The organism is Parabacteroides sp. AT13 (genome assembly GCF_002272965.1).
Classification (GTDB): domain Bacteria; phylum Bacteroidota; class Bacteroidia; order Bacteroidales; family Tannerellaceae; genus Parabacteroides; species Parabacteroides distasonis.
The window spans coordinates 694,435-720,985 of sequence record NZ_NQMH01000002.1 but is presented as its reverse complement, the minus strand read 5'-3'; the positions used below and the strand labels follow the sequence as shown (position 1 = coordinate 720,985).

The following is a 26,551-nucleotide window of genomic DNA, read 5'->3' as shown; positions in this document are numbered from 1 at the left end:
GAATCCCATTAACAAGATTTACCGGTCATGATGTCCAGCACCAGACGATCCGTCGCCTCCATTCCTTTAGAACCGATAGCGGTCAAGTTCGCGATCGATTTATCCACATCCTCATCGATGATACCTTCCACGGAAGTCACCACCTTATCCTCCATGGCCATCAAAGCGGAAAGCATCGCCGTAGATACGCCACTAGATACTTTCATCGCGCAACTCGGCTTGGCACCGTCACAGATCATTCCGGTAATATTACCGATCATATTCTTGATCGCATAAGAAATCCGCGCCTTATTTCCTCCCATCAAATAGGTGATAGCGCAACTCGCTCCCGTAGCGGCAACCACACAACCGCAAAGGGCGGACAAGCGTCCCAGACTTTGCTTGATATAGATCACCATCAAATGGCTTAACATCAACGCACGGATCAGTTGCTCTTCCGAGCATTGGATATCCTCGGCGAAAGAAAGAACCGGAAGCGTAGCGGCGATTCCTTGATTACCGCTTCCCGAATTACTCATCACCGGGATCATAGCGCCGTCCATGCGAGCGTCGCAAGCGGCGGAAGTCATGATCAACATATGCGTATAAGCGGAATCTCCCATGAACTTACGGCCGAAAGCACCCGAGACCGTCTTGCTTACAGTATGTCCGTAATTGCCTTTCATGGAAGCTTGGGCGGCTTTCTTATTCAACTCAGCTGTTTCTAAAATAAAACGAATCTCATCCAATGGCATTTCCATGGCAAACTCATAGACCATAGAGAAGGAAAGACGTAAATCCTTATTCTCACATACTTCCTCGCCAGAAGCGTTTGCCATACGTAAATCAGTCAATACCTCCCCGTTTTTCTCTACATATATTATATGGGTATGCTCATGGCAAATGATCACCCTTGAACGATCGTTCCCTGCAGAACTTATAATTTCGATATAAAGTTTATCTACATTCTCTTTCAGGTCTATACCGATACATTTCTTGCAGACCATTTCCTTACCTTCTTTCAATCCCTCCGGAGTCAAGTCTTTCAGCACCTCTAGCCCATAAGCGGACTTACCGATGATCGATCCCAAGGCGATAGCGATAGGCAACCCCACCATGCCAGTCCCCGGGATTCCTACTCCCATGGCATTCTTCAGGATATTGGCGCTCAGATAAACCTCTATCTTCTCTGGCTTACGCCCCAGCACTTCCGCCGCTTTTGCGGCCGCCAAAGCCACGGCAATAGGTTCCGTACATCCGATAGCAGGGATTACCTCCCTGTGAATCAAATCTATAATTTGAGTTTTTATGATAGTATCCATACTGATAGTCTTTATTTAGAATTAGATAGTTAATATACAATAGATTAAGAACAAAACTCAACAACGATATCTCGCAAGGCATCGTATTGTTTTCCCAATGCATCTTCATAACGCAACGCTTCTTCCAGATTCCCTTCTCTTAACAGCGATAGTATATTATTCGATACATCGAATAGATTTACCAGACCTAAATTAGCGGCTATCCCTTTCAAGGTATGCGAATATAGCTTGGCATTCTCCAAATCCCGCTCTACTAAAGAGCTCCGTAATTTCACATACGAACCGTCTGTAGTAATAAATTTATATAGAAACTTTTTGAAGAGGCTATCACTATTCATAAAACGATCTAAGGTATTCTCTTTATCCCAAGCAGCTACATCTATTAATGCGTTATAAAAAGCATCGTTCTCATTCATTTTTTTATGATATTAGTTTTCGTACAAAATTAGGAATTTTATAGACACTACCAACGTTAGCGGTATTCTTTTTCTTTACTTACCGCAACTTGGGTACGGAACGATAATTTTAGTACTTTTGTCGCCTACTTCGGGACCTAGAACGCCCGGGCTGTATTTATCCGATTAATTGAATTGATAAAGGAATGGGAATTTCATCGCCGCTTGTAGATTTGCAACATCAATATGATCTCCTGCAGAAAGAATATGAATATGAGAAGGAAACATACCGACAGCAATCCGAGCGTACGGGTTTGCGAAAACGAGTGGCGCAGGGCCTCTGTTGGTATCCGGTCACTCCGGGACGCAGTTATTATAACTCCTTAAACCAATTGGTGATCGAGATCGAAAGGACAGAAGACCGGGAGATCGAGCATAATTTTGAGTACGGGCGCCCGGTTTGCTTCTTTACGGCAGATATCAGTGGTAAATTTAAGTATCTGGATTTCTCCGCCACGATCAGCTACGTGCAAGAGGACCGGATGGTGGTAGTTCTCCCCACTCCTTCCGCCTTGATGGATATACAAGGAAAAAGCAATGATCTCGGCGTGCAACTCTACTTCGACGAGACCAGCTATAAAACGATGTTTTCCGCTCTCTCGGACGTGATGCGGGCAAAAAACAACCAACTCTCTCATCTAAGGGATGTATTGCTGGGACAGGAAAAACCGGGACAGCGGGAATTATTCCCGATCCGCTTCCCTTGGTTGAACCGTTCTCAGGAAGAAGCCGTAAATAAGGTATTGGGAGCGAAACAAGTATCTATCGTACACGGCCCTCCCGGAACTGGGAAAACAACCACCTTGGTGGAAGCCATTTACGAGACCCTTCACCGGGAGAATCAAGTGATCGTTTGCGCCCAAAGTAATACCGCCGTAGACTGCATCTCGGAGAAACTGGTAGATAGAGGCATTAACGTCCTGCGCATCGGGAACCCCACTCGTATCAATGACAAGATGCTCTCTTTCACATATGAACGCCGTTTCGAGTCGCATCCGGATTATCCCGAATTATGGAGCATCCGGAAAGCGATACGGGATATACAATCCAATATGCGAAAGAAAAGCCGGGAGGAACGGGATACGATCCGAAACCGCCTCTCCCGTTTGAAATTCCGGGCGACCGAACTGGAAGTCAAGATCGATACAGAGCTGTTCGACGAGGCTCGTGTCGTTGCTTGCACCTTGGTTGGCTCCGCAAACCGGGTCATGATGAACCGGCACTTCACGACCTTGTTTATCGACGAGGCCGCCCAAGCCTTGGAAGCCGCTTGCTGGATAGCGATCGGCAAGGCGGACCGGGTCATACTAGCGGGCGATCATCACCAATTGCCCCCTACTATTAAATGTATAGAAGCGGAACGAGAAGGCTTAGGACGTACCTTGATGCAAAAGATAGCCCACACGAAACCGGAAACAGTCTCTCTCCTGAAGATCCAATATCGTATGCACGAGGATATCATGCGCTTCTCCTCCCAATGGTTCTATCATAACGAACTCGAATCCGCTCCCGAGGTAAGTGGGCGAGGAATCTTGCGACTGGACACTCCCATCGTATGGTTCGATACGTCCGAGTGCGATTTCACGGAAAATACGAGAGAGGAGACCATGAGCCGTGTCAACAGGCAAGAGGCGGAATTGCTCGTGGAACAATTACGCTCCTATATACAGAAAATATCCAAGGAGAGAGTGCTGGAGGAGAATATCGACTTCGGATTGATCTCCCCTTATAAGGCGCAGGTACAATACATCCGTAAATTAATCAAACAGGACGCTTTCTTCAAGCCTTTACGCAGACTGATTACCGTACATACCGTAGACGGTTTCCAAGGGCAAGAACGCGATGTCATCTTGATCAGTTTGGTGAGGGCCAACGAGGATGGAAAGATAGGCTTCTTGAACGACTTACGGCGCATGAACGTAGCGATCACCCGTGCCCGTATGAAACTGATGATCTTGGGAGACGCTTCCACCCTTACCCGGCACGCATTTTATAAAGAACTCTATAATTATATCTCCCAAAGAGGTAAAATAATCACGATCAACACGAAACAAGAGCATGAACTATAAATTATTGGTACTGGATTTAGACGGTACACTGACAAACAGTAAAAAAGAGATCACCCCGTTTACGAGGGAAACCCTTCTGCAAGCGCAGGAAAAAGGATTGCATCTGGTCTTAGCCTCCGGCCGGCCCACCTACGGTATCGTGCCTTTAGCCGAGGAACTGAACATAAAGCAATATGGTGGTTTTATCCTTTCCTTCAACGGCGGTAAGGTGATCGACTTGATGACAGACAAAGTACTTTTCGAACAGGCTTTGCCACCCGATATCGTACCTGTTTTATACAACCGCTCCAAAGAAGCGGGACTGGCTATCCTTTCCTACAACGGTAAATATATCTTAAGCGAACACCCGGAAAATAAATACGTACAATACGAATCTTTCTTAACCAAAATGAAGATCAAGGCTACCGACGATTTCCTGCGGGATTTGCATCAGCCAGCCGATAAATGCTTGGTGGTAGGCGAACCGGAGATGTTGGTACCGTTGGAAGAGAAGCTCCGCCAAGAATTAGGGAAACGTATCAACGTATATCGTTCCGAGGCATTCTATCTGGAGCTTGTCCCCAAAGGCATCGACAAAGCCGCCTCGTTATCCCGCTTACTAGAGCGAACCCGGATAAAACAGGAGGAAGTGATCGCTATCGGCGACGGTTTCAACGATGTATCCATGATCCGTTTCGCCGGATTGGGAGTCGCTATGGCCAACGCCCAGCCCCCTGTCAAGGCCAATGCCGACCGCATCACCCAATACACGAACGATGAGGATGGAGTGGCTCGTTTCATCCAAGAATTGCTTTGAAAAAAACACGTACGTATTTTCCGAGAAACACGTACATGTTTTCGCGAGAACACGTACGTGTTTTTTCAGAGACATTTACACCAGTATCGGCACAGGCCAATGCCTATATCGGCATAAGCCTGTACGTATATCGCCGCAAGGCTACACCGATATAGGCGTGAGCTTGCGCCGATATACGTAAATTCCTTTCATGGAAATGTCTTCTAACTATCAACTATTTTATGTACATTTGTATTCTAAACCATAAAATAAGACGCCATGAAGTACAAATTATTAGTCTTAGACGTAGATGGGACGTTGCTTAACGACAAGAAAGAGATAACTCCCCGGACCCATGCCGCCCTGTTAAAGGCTCAGCAGATGGGAGTTCATGTTGTATTGGCATCCGGCCGACCCACCAACGGGGTTCAACCCTTGGCGGAGGCTCTTGAATTGAATCATTACGGTGGTTTCATATTATCTTATAACGGAGGTCAGATCATCAATGCCCAGACCGGAGAATTGATGTTCGAGAAACGAATCGATCCGGCCATGATTCCTTATTTGAACCGGAAGGCGAAGGAAAACGGTTTTGCTATCTTCACGTATCACAAGGACTATATCCTGACCGATAGCCCGGAAAACAAGCATGTCCAAGAGGAGGCCGAACTCAATAAGATGCGCATCATCGGTGTGGAGAATTTCCCGGAAGCGGTGGATTTCGCACCCTGTAAGTGTATTCTTACCAGCGATGACGAGAACAATCTAGTGGGTCTCGAAAATCATTGGAAGAAACGTCTGGACGGGGTATTGGAAGCTTTCCGCTCCGAGGACTATTTCTTGGAGGTAGCTCCTCATTTCATCAATAAGGGAAATACGTTGGCGGTATTGATGGAGATGCTGAATATCACGACCGAAGAGGTTGTCGCTATTGGTGATGGCGTAGCCGACGTATCCATGCTTCAATTAGCCGGTACCGGCGTGGCGATGGGTAACGCACGCGACTCCGTAAAGGCTTGCGCCGATTTCACGACCTTATCTAATAATATGGATGGTGTGGCGGTAGCGATCGAGAAAGCGATCCTTGCCACGATCAAACCCACGGAGGTTCCGTTAGATCAACTAAACGCACGGGCCAAACATGCCTTAATGGGTAATCTAGGCATTCAATATACCTATGCGTCGGAGGATCGTGTGGAAGCGACCATGCCTGTAGACGAACGGACCCGCCAGCCTTTCGGTATCTTGCACGGAGGCGCTACGCTGGCTTTGGCGGAGACCGTGGCCGGACTAGGTTCCATGATTCTGGCGAAACCGGACGAGATGGTAGTCGGCATGCAAGTTAGCGGCAGCCATATGTCGTCCGCCCACGAGGGAGACACGGTACGTGCCGTCGGGACGATTATCCACAAAGGCCGTTCATCCCATGTGTGGAACGTAGACATATTCACCTCTACCGACAAACTGGTTTCCTCGGTACGGGTAATCAATAGCATACTAAAGAAGAAATGATTCCAAGAGATTCTTACGAAATAATAGACACGTTGATCAAGCAAGGCCGGAGTTTCGCTATTTGGCGTATTCCCGGTGAGGATAGGCTCCATTTCAGGATGCAAAGCGCCGGCTCTCCTTGCCTATTATACGACATAAAAGACTTAAATGAACGGAGCGGTTTTGTAATCGCTCCGTTTCAGGTGACAGCGGAACGACCTATCGTTTTAATCCAACCGGATTGCTTTGAAATCCCCTCCGAATCCGATTGGGATTTCTCTCGAGAGAAAAACGAATTCCCTTCGAATGAAATCGAAATCCCATCCGAATCCGAGGAGAAGGAACGATACGCTTACCATTTCTCCCTGTTTACCAGCCCTTTGCTAAAAGGAAGCCAAGATAAACTAGTCCTATCCCGTAGCAAAACGATCCGGAAAGATCCCTCTTTCTCACCCGGCAAGGCATTCTTCGCCGCAGTAGAACGATATATCCGCTCCTATGTCTACCTTTGCCATACCCCGGAAACCGGAACTTGGATGGGTGGGACACCGGAAATCTTGTTATCCGGCGAGAAAGGCGACTGGCAAACGGTAGCTTTGGCCGGAACCCAATCCTTACGAGACGGGAAATTACCGAAAAGCTGGGACCATAAGAATTGGAGAGAACAGCAATTAGTCGCCTCCTATATACGCCGCCAGCTGTCCACCTTGGGTATTACTCCCGAGGAGAAGGGGCCTTATTCAGCCCGGGCCGGAGAGGTTTCCCATTTGAAAAGCGATTTCTTCTTCTCCTTGCCGAATCCCGAGAAGCTGGGTGATGTCCTTCAACTATTACACCCTACTCCAGCCGTTTGCGGTCTTCCCAAGGAGGAGGCTTATCATTTCATCATCGAGAATGAGGGGTACGATCGTAGCTATTACTCCGGTTTCATCGGTTGGCTGGATCCCAAAGGCAAAACAGATCTGTACGTAAACCTCCGTTGCATGAATATCCTCCCCCAAACCTTTACGCTGTATGCCGGAGGCGGTCTGTTGGCGGCCTCGCAGCTAGAGGATGAGTGGCAGGAGACAGAGGATAAATTAGATACGATGCGGAGAATAGTGGGTAATTTATAATTTTATATCATATAATGTATAGCGATAAAAAGAACATCCTTCAATTGGTAGCCTTGCTGATAGAGCACGGCGTAAGTAATATCGTGCTATGTCCGGGGAGCCGGAACTCTCCGATTGTGCACACATTGGCAAACCATTCGTTCTTCAATTGCCATTCCGTGACGGATGAGCGAAGCGCGGGATTCTTTGCCGTAGGGCTAGCGTTGCACGGAGGTAAGCCGGCGGCTGTTTGCTGTACCTCGGGCACGGCCTTGCTGAATATACATCCGGCGGTAGCGGAGGCTTTCTATCAGAAAGTTCCGCTTGTCGTGATATCCGCCGACCGCCCCGCCGCATGGATCGGGCAAATGGACGGACAGACCTTGCCGCAACCCGGGGTGTTCGGCTCGCTGGTGAAGAAATCGGTACAGCTACCGGAAATACATACGGATCAAGATGAATGGTATTGTAATCGATTGATCAACGAGGCTTTGTTGGAACTGAACCATCACGGCAAAGGGCCGGTTCATATCAACGTCCCGATCTCCGAGCCTTTATTTCAGTTCACGACACCCGAATTGCCGAAGGTACGGGTAATCACCCGTTATCAAGGCCTAAACGTGTACGACCGGAAATATGACGATCTGATCGAGCGTTTGAACAAATATAGCAAGCGAATGATGATAGCGGGACAAATGAGCTTGATCTATCTCTTCGAGAAGAAAATATGCAAGTTACTATACAAGCATTTCACTTGGCTCTCCGAGCACATCGGCAACCGTATCGTACCGGGATTGCCGATCAAGAATTTCGACGCCATCCTGTACGCTACCCCAGAGGAGGAAAAAGAGAAGCTGGTTCCCGAGCTCGTGATCACCTACGGCGGCCATATTGTCTCCAAGCGGCTGAAAGAGTTTTTGCGGAAACACCCGCCTAAGGAGCATTGGCATGTCTCATTGGATGGGGAGGTAGCGGATTTATTCGGTAGCCTGACCACGGTGATCGAGATGGACGCTTTCGAGTTTCTGGAGAAAATCGCTTATATGCTGGAGAATAGGCAGATTGAATATCCGAAGGCTTGGGAATATAAATCCCGGAATCTGCCGGAGCCGGAGTTCGCTTACTCCGAAATGGCGGCGATCGGTGGTTTGATACGTTCGCTTCCGGCTGAATCTGCCTTGCATCTGGGGAATAGCTCCACCGTACGTTACGCGCAATTGTACACCGTACCCGAGACGGTTGAGGTTTGTTGTAACCGAGGTACGAGCGGGATCGAAGGCTCTTTGTCTACGGCCATCGGATACGCCTCGGCCTCGCAAAAACTAAACTTTATCGTTATAGGCGATCTTAGTTTCTTCTATGATATGAACGCATTGTGGAACGGAAACTTGCACAATAACCTTCGCATCCTGCTCTTGAACAACGGAGGTGGCGAGATCTTCCAAGCCTTGCCGGGATTCAAGATGAACGAGCGTACGCACCGTTACGTCACCGCCTCCCACCAGACCTCAGCGGAGGGATGGGCCACGGAAAGGGGATTCTCCTACTCCGCCGTTCATAACGCCGAGGAGTTGGCAGCTGCGATGAGCGCCTTTACCCAAACGGAGCAACCGAGCGAACATCCCCTATTCATGGAGGTTTTCACGGACAAAGCGGAAGACGTACGATTGCTCAAGGAATATTATCATCAACTAAAAAATTCATCCCAAGCACAAAACATATAATATATGGAAACGAAAAGAGAATGGACAACCATCAAGGAATACGAGGAGATCTTATTTGATTTCTACAACGGCATCGCCCGCATTACGATAAACCGGGAACGGTATCGCAACGCTTTTACCCCGACTACGACCACGGAGATGAGCGACGCCTTTTACATCTGCCGGGAACGTCCGGACATTAACGTAGTCGTTCTGACAGGAGCCGGAGATACGGCGTTTTGCGCGGGAGGCGATATGAACGTGAAAGGACGTGGCGGCTACGTGGGTAAAGACGGCGTACCTCGCTTGAACGTATTGGACGTACAAAAGCAGATCCGCTCTCTCCCGAAACCCGTCATCGCAGCCGTGAACGGTTTCGCTATCGGCGGCGGACACGTATTGCACGTGGTTTGTGACCTTACGATCGCTTCCGAGAACGCTATCTTCGGACAGACAGGCCCTCGTGTGGGTAGCTTCGACGCCGGGTTCGGCTCTTCTTACCTCGCCCGTGTGATCGGACAAAAAAAGGCCCGTGAGATCTGGTTCCTATGCCGCAAGTACAATGCACAGGAGGCTTTGGATATGGGTCTGGTAAATAAGGTAGTCCCCTTGGATAAATTAGAGGACGAGTACGTTCAATGGGCCGAGGAGATGATGTTGCTTAGCCCGTTGGCCTTGCGCATGATCAAGGCGGGCTTGAACGCCGAGTTGGACGGACAGGCCGGTATACAAGAGTTGGCCGGAGACGCTACCATGCTTTACTATATGACGGACGAGGCGCAGGAAGGCGGCAAGGCATTCTTGGAGAAACGCCGTCCACGCTTCGAGGATTACCCGAAGTTCCCGTAAAGGGAATTGAGAATTGAGAATTGAAAATTGAGAATGAATGGTGAAGGAGAGGTTTTATAAAACAGAGGTGGTTCCCCGGTGCTTGACTTTCAAGCGACCGGCAGGAACCTCACGGGGTGTTTACACGACCCGGAAATTGTGGGAGGTCCGAATCCGCAAGGAAGACGAACCCTCGGTTATTGGTATCGGAGAATGTGCCCCCCTGCCGGATCTCAGTTGCGATTATGGAGTGGATTACGAGATCACGTTATCCAAGGCTTGCCTCGATCTGGAACAGAAGGGATATGTTGACACCGAATCTTTGCGCCATTACCCATCCATCCTTTTCGGATTGGAAATGGCCATGCGTCATTATGAACAGGGTGGTTGGCGGCATTACGACACGCCCTTCTCGCGGGGGCAAGCGGGCATCCCCATTAACGGACTGATCTGGATGGGCGATTATAAGTACATGCTGGAACAGGTAGAGGAAAAGATGAAGGAGGGCTTCCGCTGCGTCAAGCTGAAGATCGGCGCTATCGATTTCGACCGGGAACTCTCTTTATTGAAACATATCCGCACGCATTTCTCCGCCAAGGAAATAGAGCTTCGGGTAGATGCCAACGGCGCTTTCACTCCCCCGGAGGCGATGGATAAACTGAAGCGGCTCGCCGAGATGGACTTACATTCCATCGAGCAGCCTATCCGTGCCGGGCAGTTGGAAGAAATGGCACACCTTGCGGCAGAGTCACCCCTTCCCATCGCTCTCGACGAGGAACTGATCGGCTGTAACGCCCCGGACGAGAAACGGCGGTTGTTGGAAACTATCCATCCCCAATACATTATATTAAAGCCTTCCCTCCACGGAGGTATCTCCGGATGTACGGAATGGATTCACTTAGCGGAAGCTATCTTAGGGAGTACCCCTGAACAACCTAAATGGTGGGTCACCTCCGCTCTGGAATCGCAAATCGGACTGAACGCTATCGCCCAATGGTGCGCCACGTTAGGTAACCCGCTACCGCAAGGTCTGGGAACCGGCGAGATTTTCAAGGATGATAAACATCGGTTGATCCAACGAAAAGGAGACACCATCTGGTTCACCAACGACCTTTGACCTATGCCGATACAAGAAGATTTACAGGCATTCTTAGCTGAATGGCACGATCCCTCCCCTTTTCTGGAAGTCCAGACCTCCGGCTCCACCGGTACGCCCAAGCGGATGAGAGTGCGCAAGGACCGGATGCTGAACAGCGCCCGGCTTACCTGCGATTATCTGGGTCTTAAGAAGGGCGACAAGGCCCTGTTATGTATGCCCCTGCGCTATATAGCCGGAAAGATGATGGTGGTCCGCTCCCTATACGCCGGACTGGATCTGGAGGTGCGTGAACCCTCCGGACACCCGTTGGCGGATTGGGGGGATACGCCCCTGCGCTTTGCCGCCATGATCCCCTTGCAGGTTTACAATACGTTGCGAGTACCCGAGGAACGTAAACGGCTGGAGCAAACGGATATCCTGATTATCGGCGGCGGGGCGATCGACGCGGCCTTGGAACAGGAGATACGGCAGATGCCAAACACGGTTTATTCCACCTACGGAATGACGGAGACGCTGTCTCACGTCGCCCTGCGCCGGCTGAACGGGCCGGAAGCCTCGCCCTATTACCATCCCTTCCCCTCGGTGACGTTATCCTTGTCGCCGGACAATACCTTGGTGATAGACGCCCCATTGGTTTGCGACGAGCGGCTGGTGACGAACGATGTCGCCCGCCTGCTGCCGGACGGGAGTTTCGCCATTATCGGAAGGAAAGATAATATCATCAATAGCGGAGGAATCAAAATACAGATCGAGGAGGTGGAAGAGCGGCTACGGCCCTACCTAGACCTCCCCTATGCCATCACCGCCGCCCCCGACCCTCGGTTGGGAGAGGCGGTAGTCTTACTAATCGCCCCAAGGTCATGTGAAACGGTATCACCCCCTCGGGTGACACCACACATGAAAGCTATCATGAGCGACTCCGCGCAGCTATCATGTGAGGTATCGACAGTGGCTCTCGCCAGCCTGCCCAAGTACCTCCGTCCAAGGCACGTCATAGAGGCAAGCGAGATCCCCCAAACCGGAAGCGGCAAGATCGATCGTGCCGCCTGCCGGGAGCTAGCGAGAAATATCATCACAAAAACACTATAAACATGAAAAGGATTCTAACAATCACCGCGGTCTCCCTATTGGCCTTATCGCCTATGTACGGGCAGGATTCTTGCCGATACCCGCAAGATCCTACCTTGGAGAAATCGCAAGCCTACGCAGGATACGACTGCGTCACCTTGCTGGACAGCACCGCCGTCACGGTACAACCTACCGGCTCGGGGGCTTTCGCCGTATGCAAGGCTTTTAAGGTACAGACTCCCAAGGGAGCCGTCGCCAACCGTATCATCAAATACGATTACGACCCGCTGACGGCGCATGCCGAGTTTCGTTACGCCACGATCTACCGTGCGAATGGCGACGTGATCAATCTCGACGTGACTGGGGCTTGCGACTATGCCGCCCCCGCACGTGCCATCTACTGGGGCGCCCGGCAGATCATGCTGGAAGTGGGCCGCCTGCAACCGGGAGATGTCGTGGAGTACGAGATCGCCAAGAAAGGTTTCACCTACGCCTTGCTGACGGCGGGCGACGACGAGCGTTTCATCCCTCCTATGCGGGGACAGTTTTACGATATCGTCCCCTTCTGGGCTACCGAGCCTACCGTGCGTAAGGTATACCGGGTATCCATGCCGATGGAGAAAGAGTTGCAATTCCAGTTCTACCAAGGCGAATGTACCTCTTCCATGCGATATGAGGATGGACGGAAAGTATATACCTTCGCCTCCGACGATATCCTTCCTTTCGCCAAGGAACCGAATATGGTAGACCTATTCGACGCTGCCCCGAAGCTCATGATGTCCAGCACGCCCCGCTGGGAAGATAAATCCGTATGGTTCAATAAGGTTAACGAGGATTACGGAAGCTTTACCGCGATCCCGGAAGCCCAAAGGAAGGTAGACGAGCTGATCAAAGGCAAGAAGACGGAAATGGAGAAGATAGCCGTATTGACCCACTGGGTAGCCGATAACATCCGTTACTCCGGAATCTCGATGGGTAAAGGCGAGGGTTTCACGCTTCACAACCTAAAGATGAATTATACCGATCGTTGCGGTGTCTGCAAGGATATCGCCGGTACGTTGATCGCCTTCCTCCGCATGGCCGGATTCGAGGCTTACCCGGCGATGACCATGGCGGGAAGCCGTGTAGAAAGCATCCCCGCCGACCATTTCAACCATTGCGTGGCGGTGGTAAAACTGGCTAGCGGCACGTATATGCCTCTCGACCCGACTTGGGTTCCTTTCTGCCGAGAATTATGGAGTAGCGCCGAGCAACAGCAGAACTACCTCCTGGGTGTGCCCGAAGGCTCCGACCTCTGCCTGACCCCTGTCTCCGCCCCAGAAAACCACTACGTCCGCATCCACGCTGACAACCGCCTAGACGAGAAAGGCACGCTCCGCGGACAATTCACGATCACCGCCGAGGGACAGTCCGACAGCAATATCCGCCGCATCTTCACCACCGGATGGCAATCCGACTGGCAGAACACGATGGAGAAGCAATTGCTGGCCGTATCCCCCAACGCCAAACTGCTTCGTGTAGATTACGGTAAGGACCCGAAGAACTATCAAGCGGCCCCTATCAAGATCACGTTCTCTTATGAGATCCCCGATTATGCGATCATCGCCGGAGACCAGATGCTTATCAAGCCGCTAGTCATGAATAACCTCTACAATCAAGTGAAGAGTTTCTTGCGTATCGATACGAAACCGGAAAACCGTGCGTATGGATTCAAGGACGCTTGCTCCCGTTTGGTAGAACAAGATGAGACCATCCGTCTCCCCAAAGGCTATACCCTCCTGAACGCCCCGAAGAATGACGCCCTGCGAAGCAATGCGGCCGATTTCGAAGGTTCCCTTTCACAGGAAGGCGACCGGAACATCGTCTTGCGCCAGAAGCTAGCGTTGAAGAAGCGTGTCTACGACGCAGCCGACTGGAAAGGCTTCCGTTCCGCCGTGAACGCCTATAAGAGTTATGGTGACTATTTGATTATCAAGAAATAAAAAAAGAAAGACAATGATTAAGATAACCTATAAACTGATTCTTCTCCTAAGCTTGTTAGCGATGACGGTTACTTCATTCGCCGCATCGGAGGCTGAGTACGGGAAAGTATCGAAAGCTTGGACCTTGCATGCCGACGGCAGCCAAGAATATCGATCCTCCATGGAGTTGACGCTCTTCACGCATACCGCAATGAATAGCACGTATGGCGAGAGTTTTATCGTCTACAATCCCGATTTCCAAACACTGAAGATTCACTCATCCTATACGAGGCAGAAAGACGGTACGATCGTAAAGACACCCGATAACGCCTTCGTGGAGGTCCTGCCCCGTTTCGCCGCCGACGCTCCGGCCTATAACCAACTCAAGGAAATGGTCGTGGTACACACTGGCCTAGAACTTGGGGCCACGATTTACTTGGATTACTCTATTATCACAAAACCGGGCTACTATCCGGCTCTGGATATCAACGAGCGACTACAAGAGACCTCTCCCGTGAAGGAATGCAAGGTCTCTATTTCCGTACCGGAAGGGACCCCCTTGGCTTGCGGTCTATACGGCTCCCCCGTAAAAGCCGTGGAAGAGAGCCATGACGGTATAAAGGAGGTACACTGGACACTACGGAACATTCCCGCTTCCTCCCGTGAGGCTTTCCAACCAAAGAACCGTGAGGCTTCACCCCACTTGGTAGCCTCTACCTATCCTTCAGGTAAAGCGGCCTTAGCCACTTTGGATAAGCGCTTAAAGGAATCGCAGGGATACGAGAGCAAAACCTTCGCCCAATTCCTCACCGATAAAAGCGGTAACGAACAAGAGAAGGTGAACATCATCCGAGACCATATACTCAACAATCTCAGTACCTGTCCTATCCCCATGGCGATGACCGGCTATACCGTCCGTGACATCGATACCGTTCTCCGCAGTGCTTACGGTACGCCGCTAGAGATCGCACAGCTCTTGAACGTGATGTTGAATGCCGCCGGAATCCCGTCGGAAGTCCTCGCCGTCTATCCCGGCCATCTCGATACGGACGCTTGCGGGCTGGCTGCCATCCAGACACTAGCCGTAAAAGCCACTGTCGATGGGAAAGACCAATACCTATCCGCCTCCCCGCTGACAAATCGTGGCGGACTAGATAAGGTAGTCTCCCTCTCCGGAACTTCCATTGAGATTGAGACCACACCTATTCAGATTAAGGAAAGTAGATCCGTGGCCATCTCCGCCGATCAAGCAAAAGACGGTTTCGCCATCTGCGTATTGCCAGCCATCTCCGCCGGAATCGATAGCTGGGGCATGAGTGCCTTGAACAGCAAGCGTTCCAACTTATTCGAACTCCCCTCCCTAATCAGGGAAGAGGTAACATACACGGTTACTCCCGCCGAGGGCATGAAGTTGCAGACCTCCACGCAAGAGCAAGTGATAAGCAAGCCTTTTGGTAAAGTAACCCGCACGATCACACCAAGAGGAAATACGATCGAGGTGGTACGTACGATAGAGTTGAACAAGCAACAGTTCACTCCCGCCGAATATAGCGACGTGCGTAGCTTGATCCATGAATGGACAAATCCGGATAACCGGGTATTGCTATTCTCCCTATAAGATCTAAATACGGAGGGCACGGAACAAATCTGTGTATTCCGTGTGCTCCGTGTTTAATTATTTCATACATTTACGAACGTTAACATTAAATCATATCGTATATGAAGACACTAAAGTATTTACTCGCCACCATGCTCCTTCTAGGCGTTTGTAACCTAACGCATAGCCAAAAGCTATCCCTAGGAATCTTCCCCGAGCCCCAAGAGGTAACTATCTCCAGCCAGACATACGCGCCGCCCCATGGATACGCCCTACGAGGCATAAATAATCCGGACGCAGACGCAGTCAGACTACTTAAAGAAGCGCTACCTTTCGCTAAATCCGGCAAATCCCTCCCCTTAGAGATCAAGAAGCTAAAAGACAAAGCCCCGGAGATGCAACGCTCGGGTGCCTATACGCTGACGATCACTAAAAAAGGTATCACGATCGGGATCGTAGACGATAATTCCTTGTTCTACGCCGCCCAAACCCTCAAGCAATTGGTCAAGTATGACGAGGGTAAGAAGATCCTGCCTCTCTGCTCGATCAAGGACTATCCGGACGTATTATTCCGGGGTACCGTGGAAGGCTTCTACGGACAGCCTTGGAGCCACGCCGACCGTATCGAGCAAATCCGCTTTTACGGAAGGATCAAGCTGAACACCTATATCTATGGTCCGAAAGATGATCCTTATCACAGCTCCCCCAACTGGCGCAAACCGTATCCCGCCGAGGAAGCCGAGCATATCAAGGAACTAGCGAAAGAGGCCGCCCATAACAAAGTAAACTTCGTTTGGGCCATCCACCCGGGACAAGATATTCAATGGAACCAGACGGACAGCATGAACATCCTTTCCAAATTCGAGAAAATGTACGATTTGGGCGTACGCTCTTTCGCCGTCTTCTTCGATGATATATCCGGAGAGGGAGCCCGCCCGGAAAAGCAAGCCGGCTTATTGAATTACATCCATAAGGAGTTTATCCGCAAGAAAAGCGACGTGCAGCCCCTGATCATGTGCCCTACCGAATACAACCGCTCATGGGCTAAGACCGATTATCTGGATATCCTCGGTACCCAACTCGACCCCGCCATCCAAATCATGTGGACCGGAGACCGTGTCGTAGCCGATATCACGAAAGAAGGTGTCGAGTGGGTAAACAACCGTATCCGTCGTCCCGCCTATATCTGGTGGAACTTCCCCGTAAGCGATTATTGCCAAGATCATTTGTTGATGGGACCCGCCTACGGCCTAGATACGCAAGCCGCCGGCACCATGACCGGATTCGTATCCAATCCTATGGAATACGCCGAGGCTTCCAAGGTCGCTATATTCGGCGTTGGAATGTACACTTGGAATATCGAGAATTACGATCCTACACAGGCATGGAAAGACGCTTGCGACTTCATCATGCCGGAGGCCTCCATGGCTTTCCGCATTTTCTGCGAGCATAACTGCGATCCGGGTCCGAACGGACATCAATACCGCCGGGAAGAGTCCGCTAACTATGTGGCTCCTATCCAGACATTCCTCGCCGGATATAAGAAAAACACGTTCCCGGAGCAAAGCGCGAATCTTCTGGGAACCTTATTCGCTCAAATCACGGCTTCCCCGAGTATGATCTATAGCCAAAGTCCCAATAAACGCTTGATCGAGCAAATCAATCCATGGCTTATCCAATTCGAGTTCTTAGGAAAAGCCGGAACAAGCGCTCTGCATATGGCGCACGCTTGGTATGAGAAAGACCGGTCTTATACGTGGCAACGCTATCTGGAAACATCCGCTTTGCTAGATAGCATGAAACTGATAAACCGCACGCTGAACCAGAAGGCGCAGCCTAAAGGCGTGAAAGTCGGATCGAAAGTCTTACACCCTTTCATCGTAGACTTATACCGCCAGACAGGTCGTAACCTGCTATCTACGGACGGTATCGCCCCGGACGAGGTGAAGGTTAGCATCCCTTCCATATTCACGAATATCGACCAATTAAAGAGCCAGCCTTGTGCCGAGGGTGACAATACGGTCGGTTACGTTCCCCTATTCGAGGTAGTCAAGGTACAACCTAACCAATATCTGGGTATCGGCTGGGAAATCCAGAAAGAAGCGGAATCCTTCTGTTTCAATCTTCCGAAAAGCAACCAACCCGGACGGGTATTCGAGTGGTCCGCCGACGGAAAGAGCTGGAGCCTAATCCCTCATGTCTCCACGGAAAACGCTAAAGATACGATCCGCACCATCGACCCGAAAGCCCGTTATATCCGTATGCGAAATAACTCGGATCAGCAAATGGAGCTATACGTACTAGGATTCACGGCGACAACCAAACAAGACCCGCAAATCAATGAGGCTCTTATGATGTACGATATGAACCTAGATACGTATAAGAACTTGAACCCGGGAGAAATGATTCATATAAAATGTGATGATATCAACGCCGTATCTTTCTTCCTCTCCGGAAGTAACGAGAATCTGGTATCCATCACCGGCCTCTCCCAAGATGGCGAGAAAAACATCGTCTATCAAGGAAACGTAGGCTACATCAAATTAAATAAAACCATGTTCGAGGATTTCTCTTCTTTAGAAATCACCACAATAGGAAAAGAATCTATACATATCCACCAGATCGTTAGGGAATAATAAATAAAAAAGTACCGATTTCTTTCTCTCTTAGATGGAAGAAGGAGATCGGTACTTTTTTATTTATTCGTACAATTCGGGTGTATCTTATTTTTGGCACATCTCCGCTTGTATATTCCTATTAAAAGTTATACCTTTAGGATGCGAAAAACAGAAACCGAAAAAGCAATGCGAAAAGAAGAAAGGTATAAAGGCGTATTAAACTGGTTTAAGGAAAACGTACCGGTAGCCGAGACTGAACTACATTATGACGACCCCTATCAACTATTGATAGCGGTAATCCTATCCGCACAATGCACGGATAAGCGAGTGAATATGATCACACCTGCCCTGTTCGAGGCTTTCCCGACTCCCGAGGTAATGGCGGCTAGCACACCGGAAGTTGTCTTTGAATACATACGAAGCGTATCTTACCCGAACAATAAGGCTAAACATCTGGTAGGTATGGCGAAAATGCTGATAGAGGATTTCAAAGGCGTGGTTCCCTCCGATATTGATGAGCTACAAAAACTGCCGGGCGTAGGAAGAAAAACAGCGAACGTAATCGCATCCGTAGTATATGACAAGCCGGCCATGGCGGTGGATACGCACGTATTCCGTGTCTCCAACCGGATCGGCTTGACCAATAATAGCAAGACACCTTTGGAAACGGAAAAGGAGTTGGTGAAGAACATTCCGGAAGAATTGATCCCCATCGCCCATCACTGGTTGATATTGCATGGAAGATATGTTTGCCTCGCCCGGAAACCGAAATGTGAGGAATGCGGATTAAAGCCTTGGTGTAAACACTTCCTAAAGCAAACATGAGGATCAGCAAGAAAGACATAACGGCATTTTTTGTCTTGTTTCTGGGTACGATCGTATGCGTGAGGTACTTTTACAAGCATATGAACGACGAGCAATTTGTCGCTACGGTAGATCCCTATAGTTTGGTCGTTCCAAGCCCCACGGCAATTTTTGCCATCAATCGTCCTCCTGTATTCGAGAAGATGATACTACCCATGGAGAATATACGCAAGGCGTTCTCAGATCATACCCCCGCTATTTTCCTTTCTTTAATACGGCAAAATCTGGAATTATCGTCTTTCCTAATCGCTTATTATCCACAAGGGGATGTCTTGTACGCCCCTATGGATAGTCATACGGCAGAGCGTATTTTCAAGCAACTGGACGTCTCTTTCACTTTTCCGGCCCAGCAACGAGAGGAAACCTCCGTTCCTGTTAGATATTATCCTGATGTTGATAAGCATTTTCTAGGTTGTTACTACCACGAGGGTATATTCGTAGCGTCCTACAACCGAAGATTATTGGTAGAGACGGTGGAAAGGCAACAGACATACCCCGCACATGTCATTCCGGAACTAACAGATCTGATTCGTAAAAAAGGCAAGCGTGGCGCAATGAATCTCTTCATCAAAAGCGCCCCTTTACATTTACGGGTACAAATGAATGACTCGACGGAGTGGAGAATGAAAAATCAATGGTTGGCAATGGATTTATTCTATAATGAAGGAAGCCTTTGCTGCTTCAACGAGCAACCCTATGAGAAAGCCTTGGAGAACTTTTACCCCAATTTATGCGATACGATAACCACCCGGATCAATCGGCTATTCCCGCAAATAAAAACCACGACACAAGTCAGTCATGACGAGGCCGTGGCATATTTTACGGTTTGCGGGAATTAAGCTCCAGTCTCTTCTTTCTTGAAAGCTGCCACAAACATATCTTTTACGAATAAATATCCGATACATCCGAATAAAGCGAGGAAGACAAAACCGACCAAGATAAGTGCCTTCTTAGGAGAAGATGCTTTCAAAGGTACGGTAGCCGGCTCGATTACGGTATACACCGGAGTTTCTTCCTGTACACGCAATTTATCTTGCTCCAACTTCTGCGCCAACGTATTGTAAACATTAAACGTAAGGGTCATCTCATTCTTCAAACGTTCCTGCTCCGTACGGTAGCTGGAAGAGATAATATTACGGTTGGCATCCTCGAAAGCAGCGTACGCACGTTGCGCTTTATAATAAGCGTCACGTGACTCGCCAAATACCTTCTGGGTAAATTCCAAATCTTGCTTTACTTTTTGCGTACGATAATTCGTAATATAATTCTGGAGGTTTTCCAAAACGACCTTTGTCATCTGAGCGGAAATAACCGGGTCCTGCATCTGTACGGAAGCCGTGATAACCAAGGTCTTCTTGTCCACGGAAACAGAAACCCGCTCCTGCAAGGCCTTCACCACCTCTTCTTGATCCTTTGTCAAATGGTAAGGATTCAAGCCCTCAGACTCTTCCTCGTCACCGGAGATTAAACTCATTACCGCACCCAACGCCTTGAATGGAGCGGAGACAATATATCCCCACCAAGCCTTACGTTGATGTTCACTCATATAATCATACAATGTAGTGCTTAACTCCTTTTCCTTATCGGTAACCTCTACCGGAAACAATTCCAACAGAAACGGGGTACTCTGCACCACATCCGGATACAAATCCGGAGAGATCGCGTCCGCACCGGCAGCGGCATTCAGATTAATCCCAGCCATAGCAGCCAAACCGCCAAGACTAGATTTTTTTGCCGCATCCTGTGTCTCTGGTGCCAATTTCACCGTAGTTGTATATTCCTTGGGAATACTGAAAGCTACAATCAAACCTACTACCACCGCAATACCACAGCCTTTCAATAAGAACTTACGCTCTTTCCACAGTTTTTGCGCCAGTTCGATTAAATCGATCTCCTGCTCCTCAGGTAACTCTTGTCTTTTTATCTCGTTTATCGTATCCATGCCTGATTAGTTTTTAATCATGTTAACAATAGAGGTAATCATCGCAGCCATAGAGGTAGCGGAGCTACTGATACTCATGATCTCAGCCAAGCTTCGGCGCTCACGTTGCGTTTTCGTCGGAACTACGATCTCACAGCCCGGCTCCACTTTCGGATAACGCTTGAAAAAGATAGCGGTACGCTTCGTCGTAGCGACCTTACCATTCATATATATTACGATCGGATACTTACGTGCGATATCATTATAACCACCGGCTTGAGACAAGCAATCCATAACCGACATACCTTTCGTGTAAGTTACGCTGTTCGGATAAGTCACGGCTCCGCTCATCTTCACCGTACTTTGCATCTGCGGGATATAAAGCTCATCGCCGTCACGAAGCACAACGTCATCGATACTACCCGGATTTGCCAACGCTTTCTCTAAATCAATACCTACGGAATAGTCCTTCACATTCATCAACGCTACACCGATGGAATCCCGGCTTTGCTTATTCGCCTCACTTAAAGCCAGAAGGGTCTCCATGCGTTTCAATTCATCTTCTGTCAACTGACGTTTCAAGCTAGCACCTTTTACATAAGACTCTGGGGTAACTCCTCCCGCTTTCGCGATAATATCACTCAAGCGAGCGTTCTTCGTAGCCAATACATAGCTACCGGCAAAAGTGATCTCACCGTTCACCTTCACGACCTGTTGCTCATGATACCCCGGGGAGAAACGAACATAAACCTCATCGAACGGCTCCAATGTGAAGATCGTATCTCCCGCATTCAACTTGAAGTCCTCACTCAACGAGAAGTTATATACATCGGCGATCCGGTTGACATTCTGATTGGAACTAGGATCCTTCACACGACGGGCTACCTCTACATTAATAGAAGAAGCGGACTCTCTTAAACCACCTGCCATCATGATAGCGTCTTCTATTGTCAAATTATGACGATACGGAAGCACCGTATCCGGATAATTCACGGCTCCGCCAACCTTGATCGTATAAGGTTCGCGCAAATCGAATAGGGAAGGAATGCTTAATTGGTCTTCCGCTTGCAACTCCACATCTGGAGCGGTACCGTTCAAGATACCACGAATATCCACGGCGATCATCGTAGTCGTGAAATCCGGATTCAAACGGGTAATCAAGGCACGGCCGGCGAACTCGTCTCCTTTAAGACCTGCGGCCTGTTTTACCAATTGCTTTACCGTACGAACCGACGGACTTAACTCATATTCTCCCGGACGCCATACAGCTCCCGTCACGACCAAACGATTCTCATAAAAAGGAATAACGGAATCTACCTGCAAAGAATCGCCATCCTGCATCACGAAAGAAGCGAACTTATCCTCCGAAACCGTAGAGATCTGGTAACGACTATCTGATTTACGCTTCACTTGTACGTCCTTCGTATAAGCGTCGCCGGTAAATCCGCCAGCCATATCCAGCAATTGCTTCAAGGTCTCGCCCTTGCGCAACTCGAAAATACGATTACGTTTCACCTTACCTCGAACCACCGCTAACTGGTCGTACGGGCCTACCATAATCATATCGTTCTCTTCCAAACGGACATTCGTTGTGTACTTTCCGTTCAATAAATAATCATATACGTCGAGATTAGCGATTTCCTTGCTATTACGATATACCTTGATGCTACGCAAAGAACCAATCTTATTCACACCACCGGCGGCATACAACGCATTAAATAATGTGGCGAATGAAGGTAATGTATACGTACCGGGAGCGACTACCTCGCCGACAATATTCACCTTCATGCTACGAATCTGGCTCAAACTGACGGAAACAAAGGTATTCCCCTCTCCCGAACCAGACAGCGTAGACATAATCTGGCTCAACTCCTGACGCAGACGAGTCTCAGCGCCAGCGATCGTCAATCCACTGACCGACACCGGACCTAAATTTGGTACAAGGATCGTACCGTCCGGAGAGATCTTTAATTTCAAGTTTAGCTCGGAATCTCCCCATACATTAATCAATAACTCATCACCAGCGGAAAGCACATAATCCTTAGGTGTAGGGATGTTTAAATCTGGGGCAAAAGATAAGTTCTTGTTTGAGAAGATTTCATGCCCGAATACGGTATTCTCCATGGCTGAAGCAGGAAGATTATTTCTACGTTGGGCTTCTAAGGATTGTCCTTCATCGATTACCGGCATTACCCGGTCGCTAACCTTCGCATCGGTAGCGGTAGCTTGAGATCCGACAGATCCCCCTTCTTGTTTCATACGCTTGGCTAATTCCTGCTGTATCTGCGTATCCGACATTCCAGCGGCTTTCGCCTTGTCAATCAAGTCTTGCGGAACCTGCGCATACACAGATCCCGACAGCAATAAGCAACATACGCATAGTACGTTCTTAAACGATAAATTCATACAGTCTATTATTGTTTTTTATTATATACCACCCCTGCTATAAGCGACTAACTTAAAAAAAGCAGCTATTCTCTAGATTTTCAGCTGGCAAAGATAAAGAATCTTTTTAATATATGGCTTAAAAAGTCACCGTTAATCCATCATATGAGTAATGTACATGCGGAGGCAACTCTTTTTCAACGACCGCATGCAACCCTATGCGATGACTCATATGGATTAAATAGGCCTCCTTGGGCTGGATACGGGATATATTCGCTAAGGCTTCCTCCAGACTCTCATGCGATTGATGCTCTCCTTTCCGAAGAGCATCAATAACCAATACATCAAGGTTTTCCAACTTAGCGTACTCCTCTTCCGGAAGATATTTAAGGTCGGTCAAGTAAGCCATATTGCCGATACGGAAACCTAAGATCGGCAGCTTAGCGTGCATTACACGAATGGGAGTGATCATGACACCGGCGGCCTCAAACGGTTTCGTCCCGATCGTATGCAATACCAAATTAGGCACTCCCGGATATTTATGCTCCCGGAACACATAAGGAATGCGAGTTTTTATCGCCTCCACGACATTGTCTTCCGCATAAATATCCACATCTTTATACCGACCAAAAGGACGTAGATCATCTAAGCCACCTACATGATCGTAGTGCTCATGGGTTACTAAAACGGCGTCAAAATGGTAAATCTTATTGGTTATCATTTGCCAACGGAAGTCCGGACCACAATCGATCAATATCCGTTTCCCTTCCGTCTCTACCAAGATCGAGGCCCGTAGACGCCAATCACGGGGGTCTTTACTAGTACATACCTCACATTGGCAACCTATCTCAGGATTGCCCGTAGACGTTCCTGTTCCTAAAAAAACGATTTTCATTATCCGACATATTTAACCTCAGGCATAAGCTCTATACCGAAACGATCTTTTACGGCGGTACGAATGCTCTCCGCGACCAACGCGATCTCATCCCCCCGGGCATCTCCTAAATTCACTAATACCAACGCTTGTTTCTCGTAAACACCTACCGACCCATGGTTTTTACCCTTAAACCCACATTGCTCGATCAACCAACCGGCCGGAACCTTGATCTTTCCTTCCGAAGCGGGATAAGACGGGATTTCCGGGAATTGCTTTTTCAATTTCTCAAAATGCTCTGCCGTAATTATCGGGTTCATAAAGAAACTGCCTGCGTTGCCTAATACTTCAGGATCGGGAAGCTTCTGCCTGCGAATTGTTATGACAGCCTCACGGATCGTTTCCAAAGTAACTTCCGGATATTTCGTCAACTCCTCCTTTAAGTTCCCATAATTAACTGAAAAACCAGGGTTCTTGGATAGTCGAAGCGTGATATAAGTTATGATGTGGGGGTCATGATGTTCATTCTTGAAATAACTATTACGATATCCATATTCACAATCCGAATTCGTAAAAGTCCGTTTCTCGAATGTCAACTGGTTATAAGCCTCCACGCTCTCGATCACATCCTTGATCTCCATGCCATAAGCCCCGATGTTCTGGATAGCGGCAGCGCCCGCCTCACCGGGTATTAAAGAAAGATTCTCTATACCTCCCCAACCTTTCGATACGGCGTATGCCACGACATCATCCCAGATCTCCGCAGCCCCGACACGAAGCGATACATACTCGTCCGTTTCCGCCGAGATAGAAATCCCCTTGATTCGGGAATGGATGATAATGCCATTATAATCGTTGATGAACAATAGATTGCTCCCGCCTCCTATATGCAAGGATAAACATTCCTGAAAGTATTCATCATGTAAGATTCGTTGCAACTCCTCCTCCGTCTCATACTCCATGAACCAACGTGTCTTTACTGGGAGATGGAACGTATTGTGTTTCTCCAACGAATAATTCTGCTCTATTCTCATCGTCTATTTTATTTTTAGGGCAAAAGTAGTCATAAATAACTCATCCGCAAATTATGTAGTTCCGGATTTTTTCAGTAGATTTGTATATAGAGTTGATCGTATGGATGAGAACACGTCCGGCATATCCGGTGAAATACAGAAGATGATCCTCGACAAGTTAAACACGTTCAATCGAGGAAAAACGTCAGACAAAGGGCGGTACTACATTCTTTTGCCTACCTCAAAGACCTTATATTATACGCTTTGGTTCTTTACGCCTTCGGCCACTTATCATCCGACGGTCTATTTGGCGAATCTCGACTTGAATGCCATCAGCTCGGTGAATAAGGCGATTAAGATGGTAAGCAACTCCTTTCTACCTTTATTTATAACGACAGATATCAAAGACTCTCCCGATAATGGAGACGATATTATTTCTTTCGGTAAATACAGAGGATACCATTTGCATGACATCTATACGATCGATCCCCGATACGTCGTTTGGATAGCCGATAAATATGAACCTCACGTAAAAAGCGAGATGCGTTTTAAAGAGTTAGCGGTGACCTACAGTAAAATCTATCTCGACCTACAGACCCGTAAAAAATATAAAATGCCTGTAAGCCGCTTTGTAGGAACACCGGGAGAAAAATTGAGCGATTTAAAGTTAACAATCACAAAAGTCCGCATTGAAGACGATTCTTACAAGACACAGATTATCCGTGGTACCGAATATTTCTATGTAGATCAATTGCTCACGGCCGTGGACATCGCCGGAAATTACTTCTTATTGAGGATAAAAGCGAAAGATCGTAGTCTTACCACGCAAACGTTGCCACCGGGCGCTCATGCTTTCCAAGTAGGGGAAAAATTGACTTTGACTTCCGCTAAAGTCTTAAAACATATAGAATCCCGTACTATCAAGTACACACGAATCGGGTATATCAAGATTCAATAAATGTTTCGAAATTCGCAAACAGACACATTATTAACATTTTTTGTTCTTAAAAATGTAACAAACATCTGTAGGCCTTGTTTAATAAGAAACTCAAATGCAAATGTATCTTTGCAAAACGTAACTATAAAACCAGCTTCAAAGTGTACATTTGTAGTGTTTAACAATTTAAAAAATTTGCATTTATGAACAAAGCAGAACTTATAGAGGCTTTAGCAGACAAGACCGGGTTACAAAAGCAAGAAGCAAAGAAAGTATTGGATGCTTACATCGAGATCGTAACTGAGCGTATGTCTGAAAATGAGGAAATCGTACTTGTCGGATTTGGAACACTGATCCCAAGACCGCAAACACAGCGTCTTGCCAGAAATCCTAAAACAGGTACTCCGGTAATGATCCCCGCTCGTACGACCGTAAAATTCAAACCGGGTAAATTCCTCCTTGAGGCGATGAATGCCCACCTGAAATAATAAAGTCACC

The 26,551-nt window shown here is 48.3% G+C and carries 21 protein-coding genes; 15 read left to right on the top strand and 6 right to left on the bottom strand.

Features of this window, described 5'->3' with window-relative positions:
- Positions 1 to 8: 8 nt before the first annotated feature.
- Both CI959_RS17345 and CI959_RS17340 read right to left on the bottom strand, forming a co-directional pair.
- The gene (locus CI959_RS17345; protein ID WP_036630444.1) at positions 9 to 1,301 is read right to left on the bottom strand and encodes a serine dehydratase subunit alpha family protein; all 1,293 of its coding nucleotides are present in this window, start codon (positions 1,299 to 1,301) and stop codon (positions 9 to 11) included.
- Positions 1,302 to 1,345: 44 nt separating this feature from the next.
- Positions 1,346 to 1,717, bottom strand: a complete 372-nt coding sequence (locus tag CI959_RS17340; RefSeq protein ID WP_005856873.1) for an Hpt domain-containing protein — start codon at positions 1,715 to 1,717, stop codon at positions 1,346 to 1,348.
- Between the two features lie 185 nt (positions 1,718 to 1,902).
- On the opposite strand from CI959_RS17340, the gene CI959_RS17335 reads away from it, so the two are divergent.
- The 13 genes from CI959_RS17335 (at position 1,903) to CI959_RS21585 (ending at position 19,762) form a co-directional block, all read left to right on the top strand.
- Positions 1,903 to 3,825 carry an AAA domain-containing protein gene (locus CI959_RS17335; protein ID WP_036630446.1) on the top strand — a complete coding sequence of 641 codons (1,923 nt, stop codon included), beginning with the start codon at positions 1,903 to 1,905 and terminating at the stop codon, positions 3,823 to 3,825.
- A complete protein-coding gene (locus CI959_RS17330) occupies positions 3,815 to 4,621 on the top strand; it encodes a Cof-type HAD-IIB family hydrolase (protein WP_005862248.1) in 807 nt (268 codons plus the stop codon). The genes CI959_RS17335 and CI959_RS17330 overlap by 11 nt, the downstream gene beginning before the upstream one ends.
- A 258-nt stretch (positions 4,622 to 4,879) precedes the next feature.
- Positions 4,880 to 6,112, top strand: a complete 1,233-nt coding sequence (locus CI959_RS17325) for a Cof-type HAD-IIB family hydrolase (protein WP_005856867.1) — start codon at positions 4,880 to 4,882, stop codon at positions 6,110 to 6,112.
- Positions 6,109 to 7,206 (top strand): isochorismate synthase, encoded by a 1,098-nt coding sequence (locus CI959_RS17320; RefSeq protein ID WP_005856865.1) that lies wholly within the window; start codon positions 6,109 to 6,111, stop codon positions 7,204 to 7,206. The genes CI959_RS17325 and CI959_RS17320 overlap by 4 nt, the downstream gene beginning before the upstream one ends.
- Positions 7,207 to 7,220: 14 nt before the next feature.
- Positions 7,221 to 8,909, top strand: coding sequence for a 2-succinyl-5-enolpyruvyl-6-hydroxy-3-cyclohexene-1-carboxylic-acid synthase (menD, locus tag CI959_RS17315; RefSeq protein ID WP_005856863.1), 1,689 nt, complete (start codon positions 7,221 to 7,223; stop codon positions 8,907 to 8,909).
- Between the two features lie 3 nt (positions 8,910 to 8,912).
- Positions 8,913 to 9,737, top strand: a complete 825-nt coding sequence (menB, locus tag CI959_RS17310) for a 1,4-dihydroxy-2-naphthoyl-CoA synthase (RefSeq protein WP_008780586.1) — start codon at positions 8,913 to 8,915, stop codon at positions 9,735 to 9,737.
- A gap of 37 nt (positions 9,738 to 9,774) precedes the next feature.
- Complete coding sequence (locus CI959_RS17305) at positions 9,775 to 10,833, top strand: o-succinylbenzoate synthase (RefSeq protein WP_036632313.1); 1,059 nt, start codon at positions 9,775 to 9,777, stop codon at positions 10,831 to 10,833.
- A 3-nt stretch (positions 10,834 to 10,836) separates the two neighbouring features.
- Positions 10,837 to 11,904: an AMP-binding protein gene (locus CI959_RS17300; RefSeq protein ID WP_008780584.1), complete on the top strand. Its 1,068-nt coding sequence runs from the start codon at positions 10,837 to 10,839 to the stop codon at positions 11,902 to 11,904.
- Positions 11,905 to 11,906: 2 nt separating this feature from the next.
- Positions 11,907 to 13,865, top strand: a complete 1,959-nt coding sequence (locus tag CI959_RS17295) for a DUF3857 domain-containing protein (protein ID WP_095231507.1) — start codon at positions 11,907 to 11,909, stop codon at positions 13,863 to 13,865.
- Positions 13,866 to 13,878: 13 nt separating this feature from the next.
- Positions 13,879 to 15,462 carry a DUF3858 domain-containing protein gene (locus CI959_RS17290; protein ID WP_008780583.1) on the top strand — a complete coding sequence of 528 codons (1,584 nt, stop codon included), beginning with the start codon at positions 13,879 to 13,881 and terminating at the stop codon, positions 15,460 to 15,462.
- A 101-nt stretch (positions 15,463 to 15,563) separates the two neighbouring features.
- The gene (locus CI959_RS17285) at positions 15,564 to 18,077 is read left to right on the top strand and encodes a beta-N-acetylglucosaminidase domain-containing protein (RefSeq protein ID WP_057317096.1); all 2,514 of its coding nucleotides are present in this window, start codon (positions 15,564 to 15,566) and stop codon (positions 18,075 to 18,077) included.
- A gap of 168 nt (positions 18,078 to 18,245) precedes the next feature.
- Positions 18,246 to 18,884, top strand: a complete 639-nt coding sequence (gene nth / locus CI959_RS17280) for an endonuclease III (protein WP_008772131.1) — start codon at positions 18,246 to 18,248, stop codon at positions 18,882 to 18,884.
- Positions 18,881 to 19,762, top strand: coding sequence for a hypothetical protein (locus CI959_RS21585; RefSeq protein WP_005856848.1), 882 nt, complete (start codon positions 18,881 to 18,883; stop codon positions 19,760 to 19,762). Before nth ends, CI959_RS21585 begins: the two co-directional genes overlap by 4 nt.
- On the opposite strand, the gene CI959_RS17270 is transcribed toward CI959_RS21585, so the two are convergent.
- The 4 genes from CI959_RS17270 to murB all read right to left on the bottom strand — a co-directional run bounded on the left by CI959_RS17270 (position 19,759) and on the right by murB (position 25,137).
- Complete coding sequence (locus CI959_RS17270) at positions 19,759 to 20,865, bottom strand: Wzz/FepE/Etk N-terminal domain-containing protein (protein ID WP_005856846.1); 1,107 nt, start codon at positions 20,863 to 20,865, stop codon at positions 19,759 to 19,761. The two genes, CI959_RS21585 and CI959_RS17270, sit on opposite strands and share 4 nt — an antisense overlap.
- Positions 20,866 to 20,871: 6 nt before the next feature.
- A complete protein-coding gene (locus CI959_RS17265; RefSeq protein WP_005856843.1) occupies positions 20,872 to 23,250 on the bottom strand; it encodes an SLBB domain-containing protein in 2,379 nt (792 codons plus the stop codon).
- A gap of 118 nt (positions 23,251 to 23,368) precedes the next feature.
- Positions 23,369 to 24,124: an MBL fold metallo-hydrolase gene (locus CI959_RS17260; protein WP_005856841.1), complete on the bottom strand. Its 756-nt coding sequence runs from the start codon at positions 24,122 to 24,124 to the stop codon at positions 23,369 to 23,371.
- Complete coding sequence (murB, locus tag CI959_RS17255; RefSeq protein ID WP_008780580.1) at positions 24,124 to 25,137, bottom strand: UDP-N-acetylmuramate dehydrogenase; 1,014 nt, start codon at positions 25,135 to 25,137, stop codon at positions 24,124 to 24,126. Before murB ends, CI959_RS17260 begins: the two co-directional genes overlap by 1 nt.
- Positions 25,138 to 25,237: 100 nt before the next feature.
- On the opposite strand from murB, the gene CI959_RS17250 reads away from it, so the two are divergent.
- Together CI959_RS17250 and CI959_RS17245 are read left to right on the top strand one after the other, a co-directional pair.
- Positions 25,238 to 26,074 (top strand): hypothetical protein, encoded by an 837-nt coding sequence (locus CI959_RS17250; RefSeq protein WP_005856838.1) that lies wholly within the window; start codon positions 25,238 to 25,240, stop codon positions 26,072 to 26,074.
- 182 nt (positions 26,075 to 26,256) lie between these two features.
- A complete protein-coding gene (locus tag CI959_RS17245) occupies positions 26,257 to 26,541 on the top strand; it encodes an HU family DNA-binding protein (protein ID WP_005856836.1) in 285 nt (94 codons plus the stop codon).
- The last annotated feature ends 10 nt before the right edge of the window (positions 26,542 to 26,551 follow it).

Coding starts and splice junctions, on each gene's coding strand:
- CI959_RS17345 (WP_036630444.1), bottom strand. CDS start 1,301: ATGGATACTATCATAAAAACTCAAATTATAGATTTGATTCACAGGGAG.
- CI959_RS17340 (WP_005856873.1), bottom strand. CDS start 1,717: ATGAATGAGAACGATGCTTTTTATAACGCATTAATAGATGTAGCTGCT.
- CI959_RS17335 (WP_036630446.1), top strand. CDS start 1,903: ATGGGAATTTCATCGCCGCTTGTAGATTTGCAACATCAATATGATCTC.
- CI959_RS17330 (WP_005862248.1), top strand. CDS start 3,815: ATGAACTATAAATTATTGGTACTGGATTTAGACGGTACACTGACAAAC.
- CI959_RS17325 (WP_005856867.1), top strand. CDS start 4,880: ATGAAGTACAAATTATTAGTCTTAGACGTAGATGGGACGTTGCTTAAC.
- CI959_RS17320 (WP_005856865.1), top strand. CDS start 6,109: ATGATTCCAAGAGATTCTTACGAAATAATAGACACGTTGATCAAGCAA.
- menD (WP_005856863.1), top strand. CDS start 7,221: ATGTATAGCGATAAAAAGAACATCCTTCAATTGGTAGCCTTGCTGATA.
- menB (WP_008780586.1), top strand. CDS start 8,913: ATGGAAACGAAAAGAGAATGGACAACCATCAAGGAATACGAGGAGATC.
- CI959_RS17305 (WP_036632313.1), top strand. CDS start 9,775: ATGGTGAAGGAGAGGTTTTATAAAACAGAGGTGGTTCCCCGGTGCTTG.
- CI959_RS17300 (WP_008780584.1), top strand. CDS start 10,837: ATGCCGATACAAGAAGATTTACAGGCATTCTTAGCTGAATGGCACGAT.
- CI959_RS17295 (WP_095231507.1), top strand. CDS start 11,907: ATGAAAAGGATTCTAACAATCACCGCGGTCTCCCTATTGGCCTTATCG.
- CI959_RS17290 (WP_008780583.1), top strand. CDS start 13,879: ATGATTAAGATAACCTATAAACTGATTCTTCTCCTAAGCTTGTTAGCG.
- CI959_RS17285 (WP_057317096.1), top strand. CDS start 15,564: ATGAAGACACTAAAGTATTTACTCGCCACCATGCTCCTTCTAGGCGTT.
- nth (WP_008772131.1), top strand. CDS start 18,246: ATGCGAAAAGAAGAAAGGTATAAAGGCGTATTAAACTGGTTTAAGGAA.
- CI959_RS21585 (WP_005856848.1), top strand. CDS start 18,881: ATGAGGATCAGCAAGAAAGACATAACGGCATTTTTTGTCTTGTTTCTG.
- CI959_RS17270 (WP_005856846.1), bottom strand. CDS start 20,865: ATGGATACGATAAACGAGATAAAAAGACAAGAGTTACCTGAGGAGCAG.
- CI959_RS17265 (WP_005856843.1), bottom strand. CDS start 23,250: ATGAATTTATCGTTTAAGAACGTACTATGCGTATGTTGCTTATTGCTG.
- CI959_RS17260 (WP_005856841.1), bottom strand. CDS start 24,124: ATGAAAATCGTTTTTTTAGGAACAGGAACGTCTACGGGCAATCCTGAG.
- murB (WP_008780580.1), bottom strand. CDS start 25,137: ATGAGAATAGAGCAGAATTATTCGTTGGAGAAACACAATACGTTCCAT.
- CI959_RS17250 (WP_005856838.1), top strand. CDS start 25,238: ATGGATGAGAACACGTCCGGCATATCCGGTGAAATACAGAAGATGATC.
- CI959_RS17245 (WP_005856836.1), top strand. CDS start 26,257: ATGAACAAAGCAGAACTTATAGAGGCTTTAGCAGACAAGACCGGGTTA.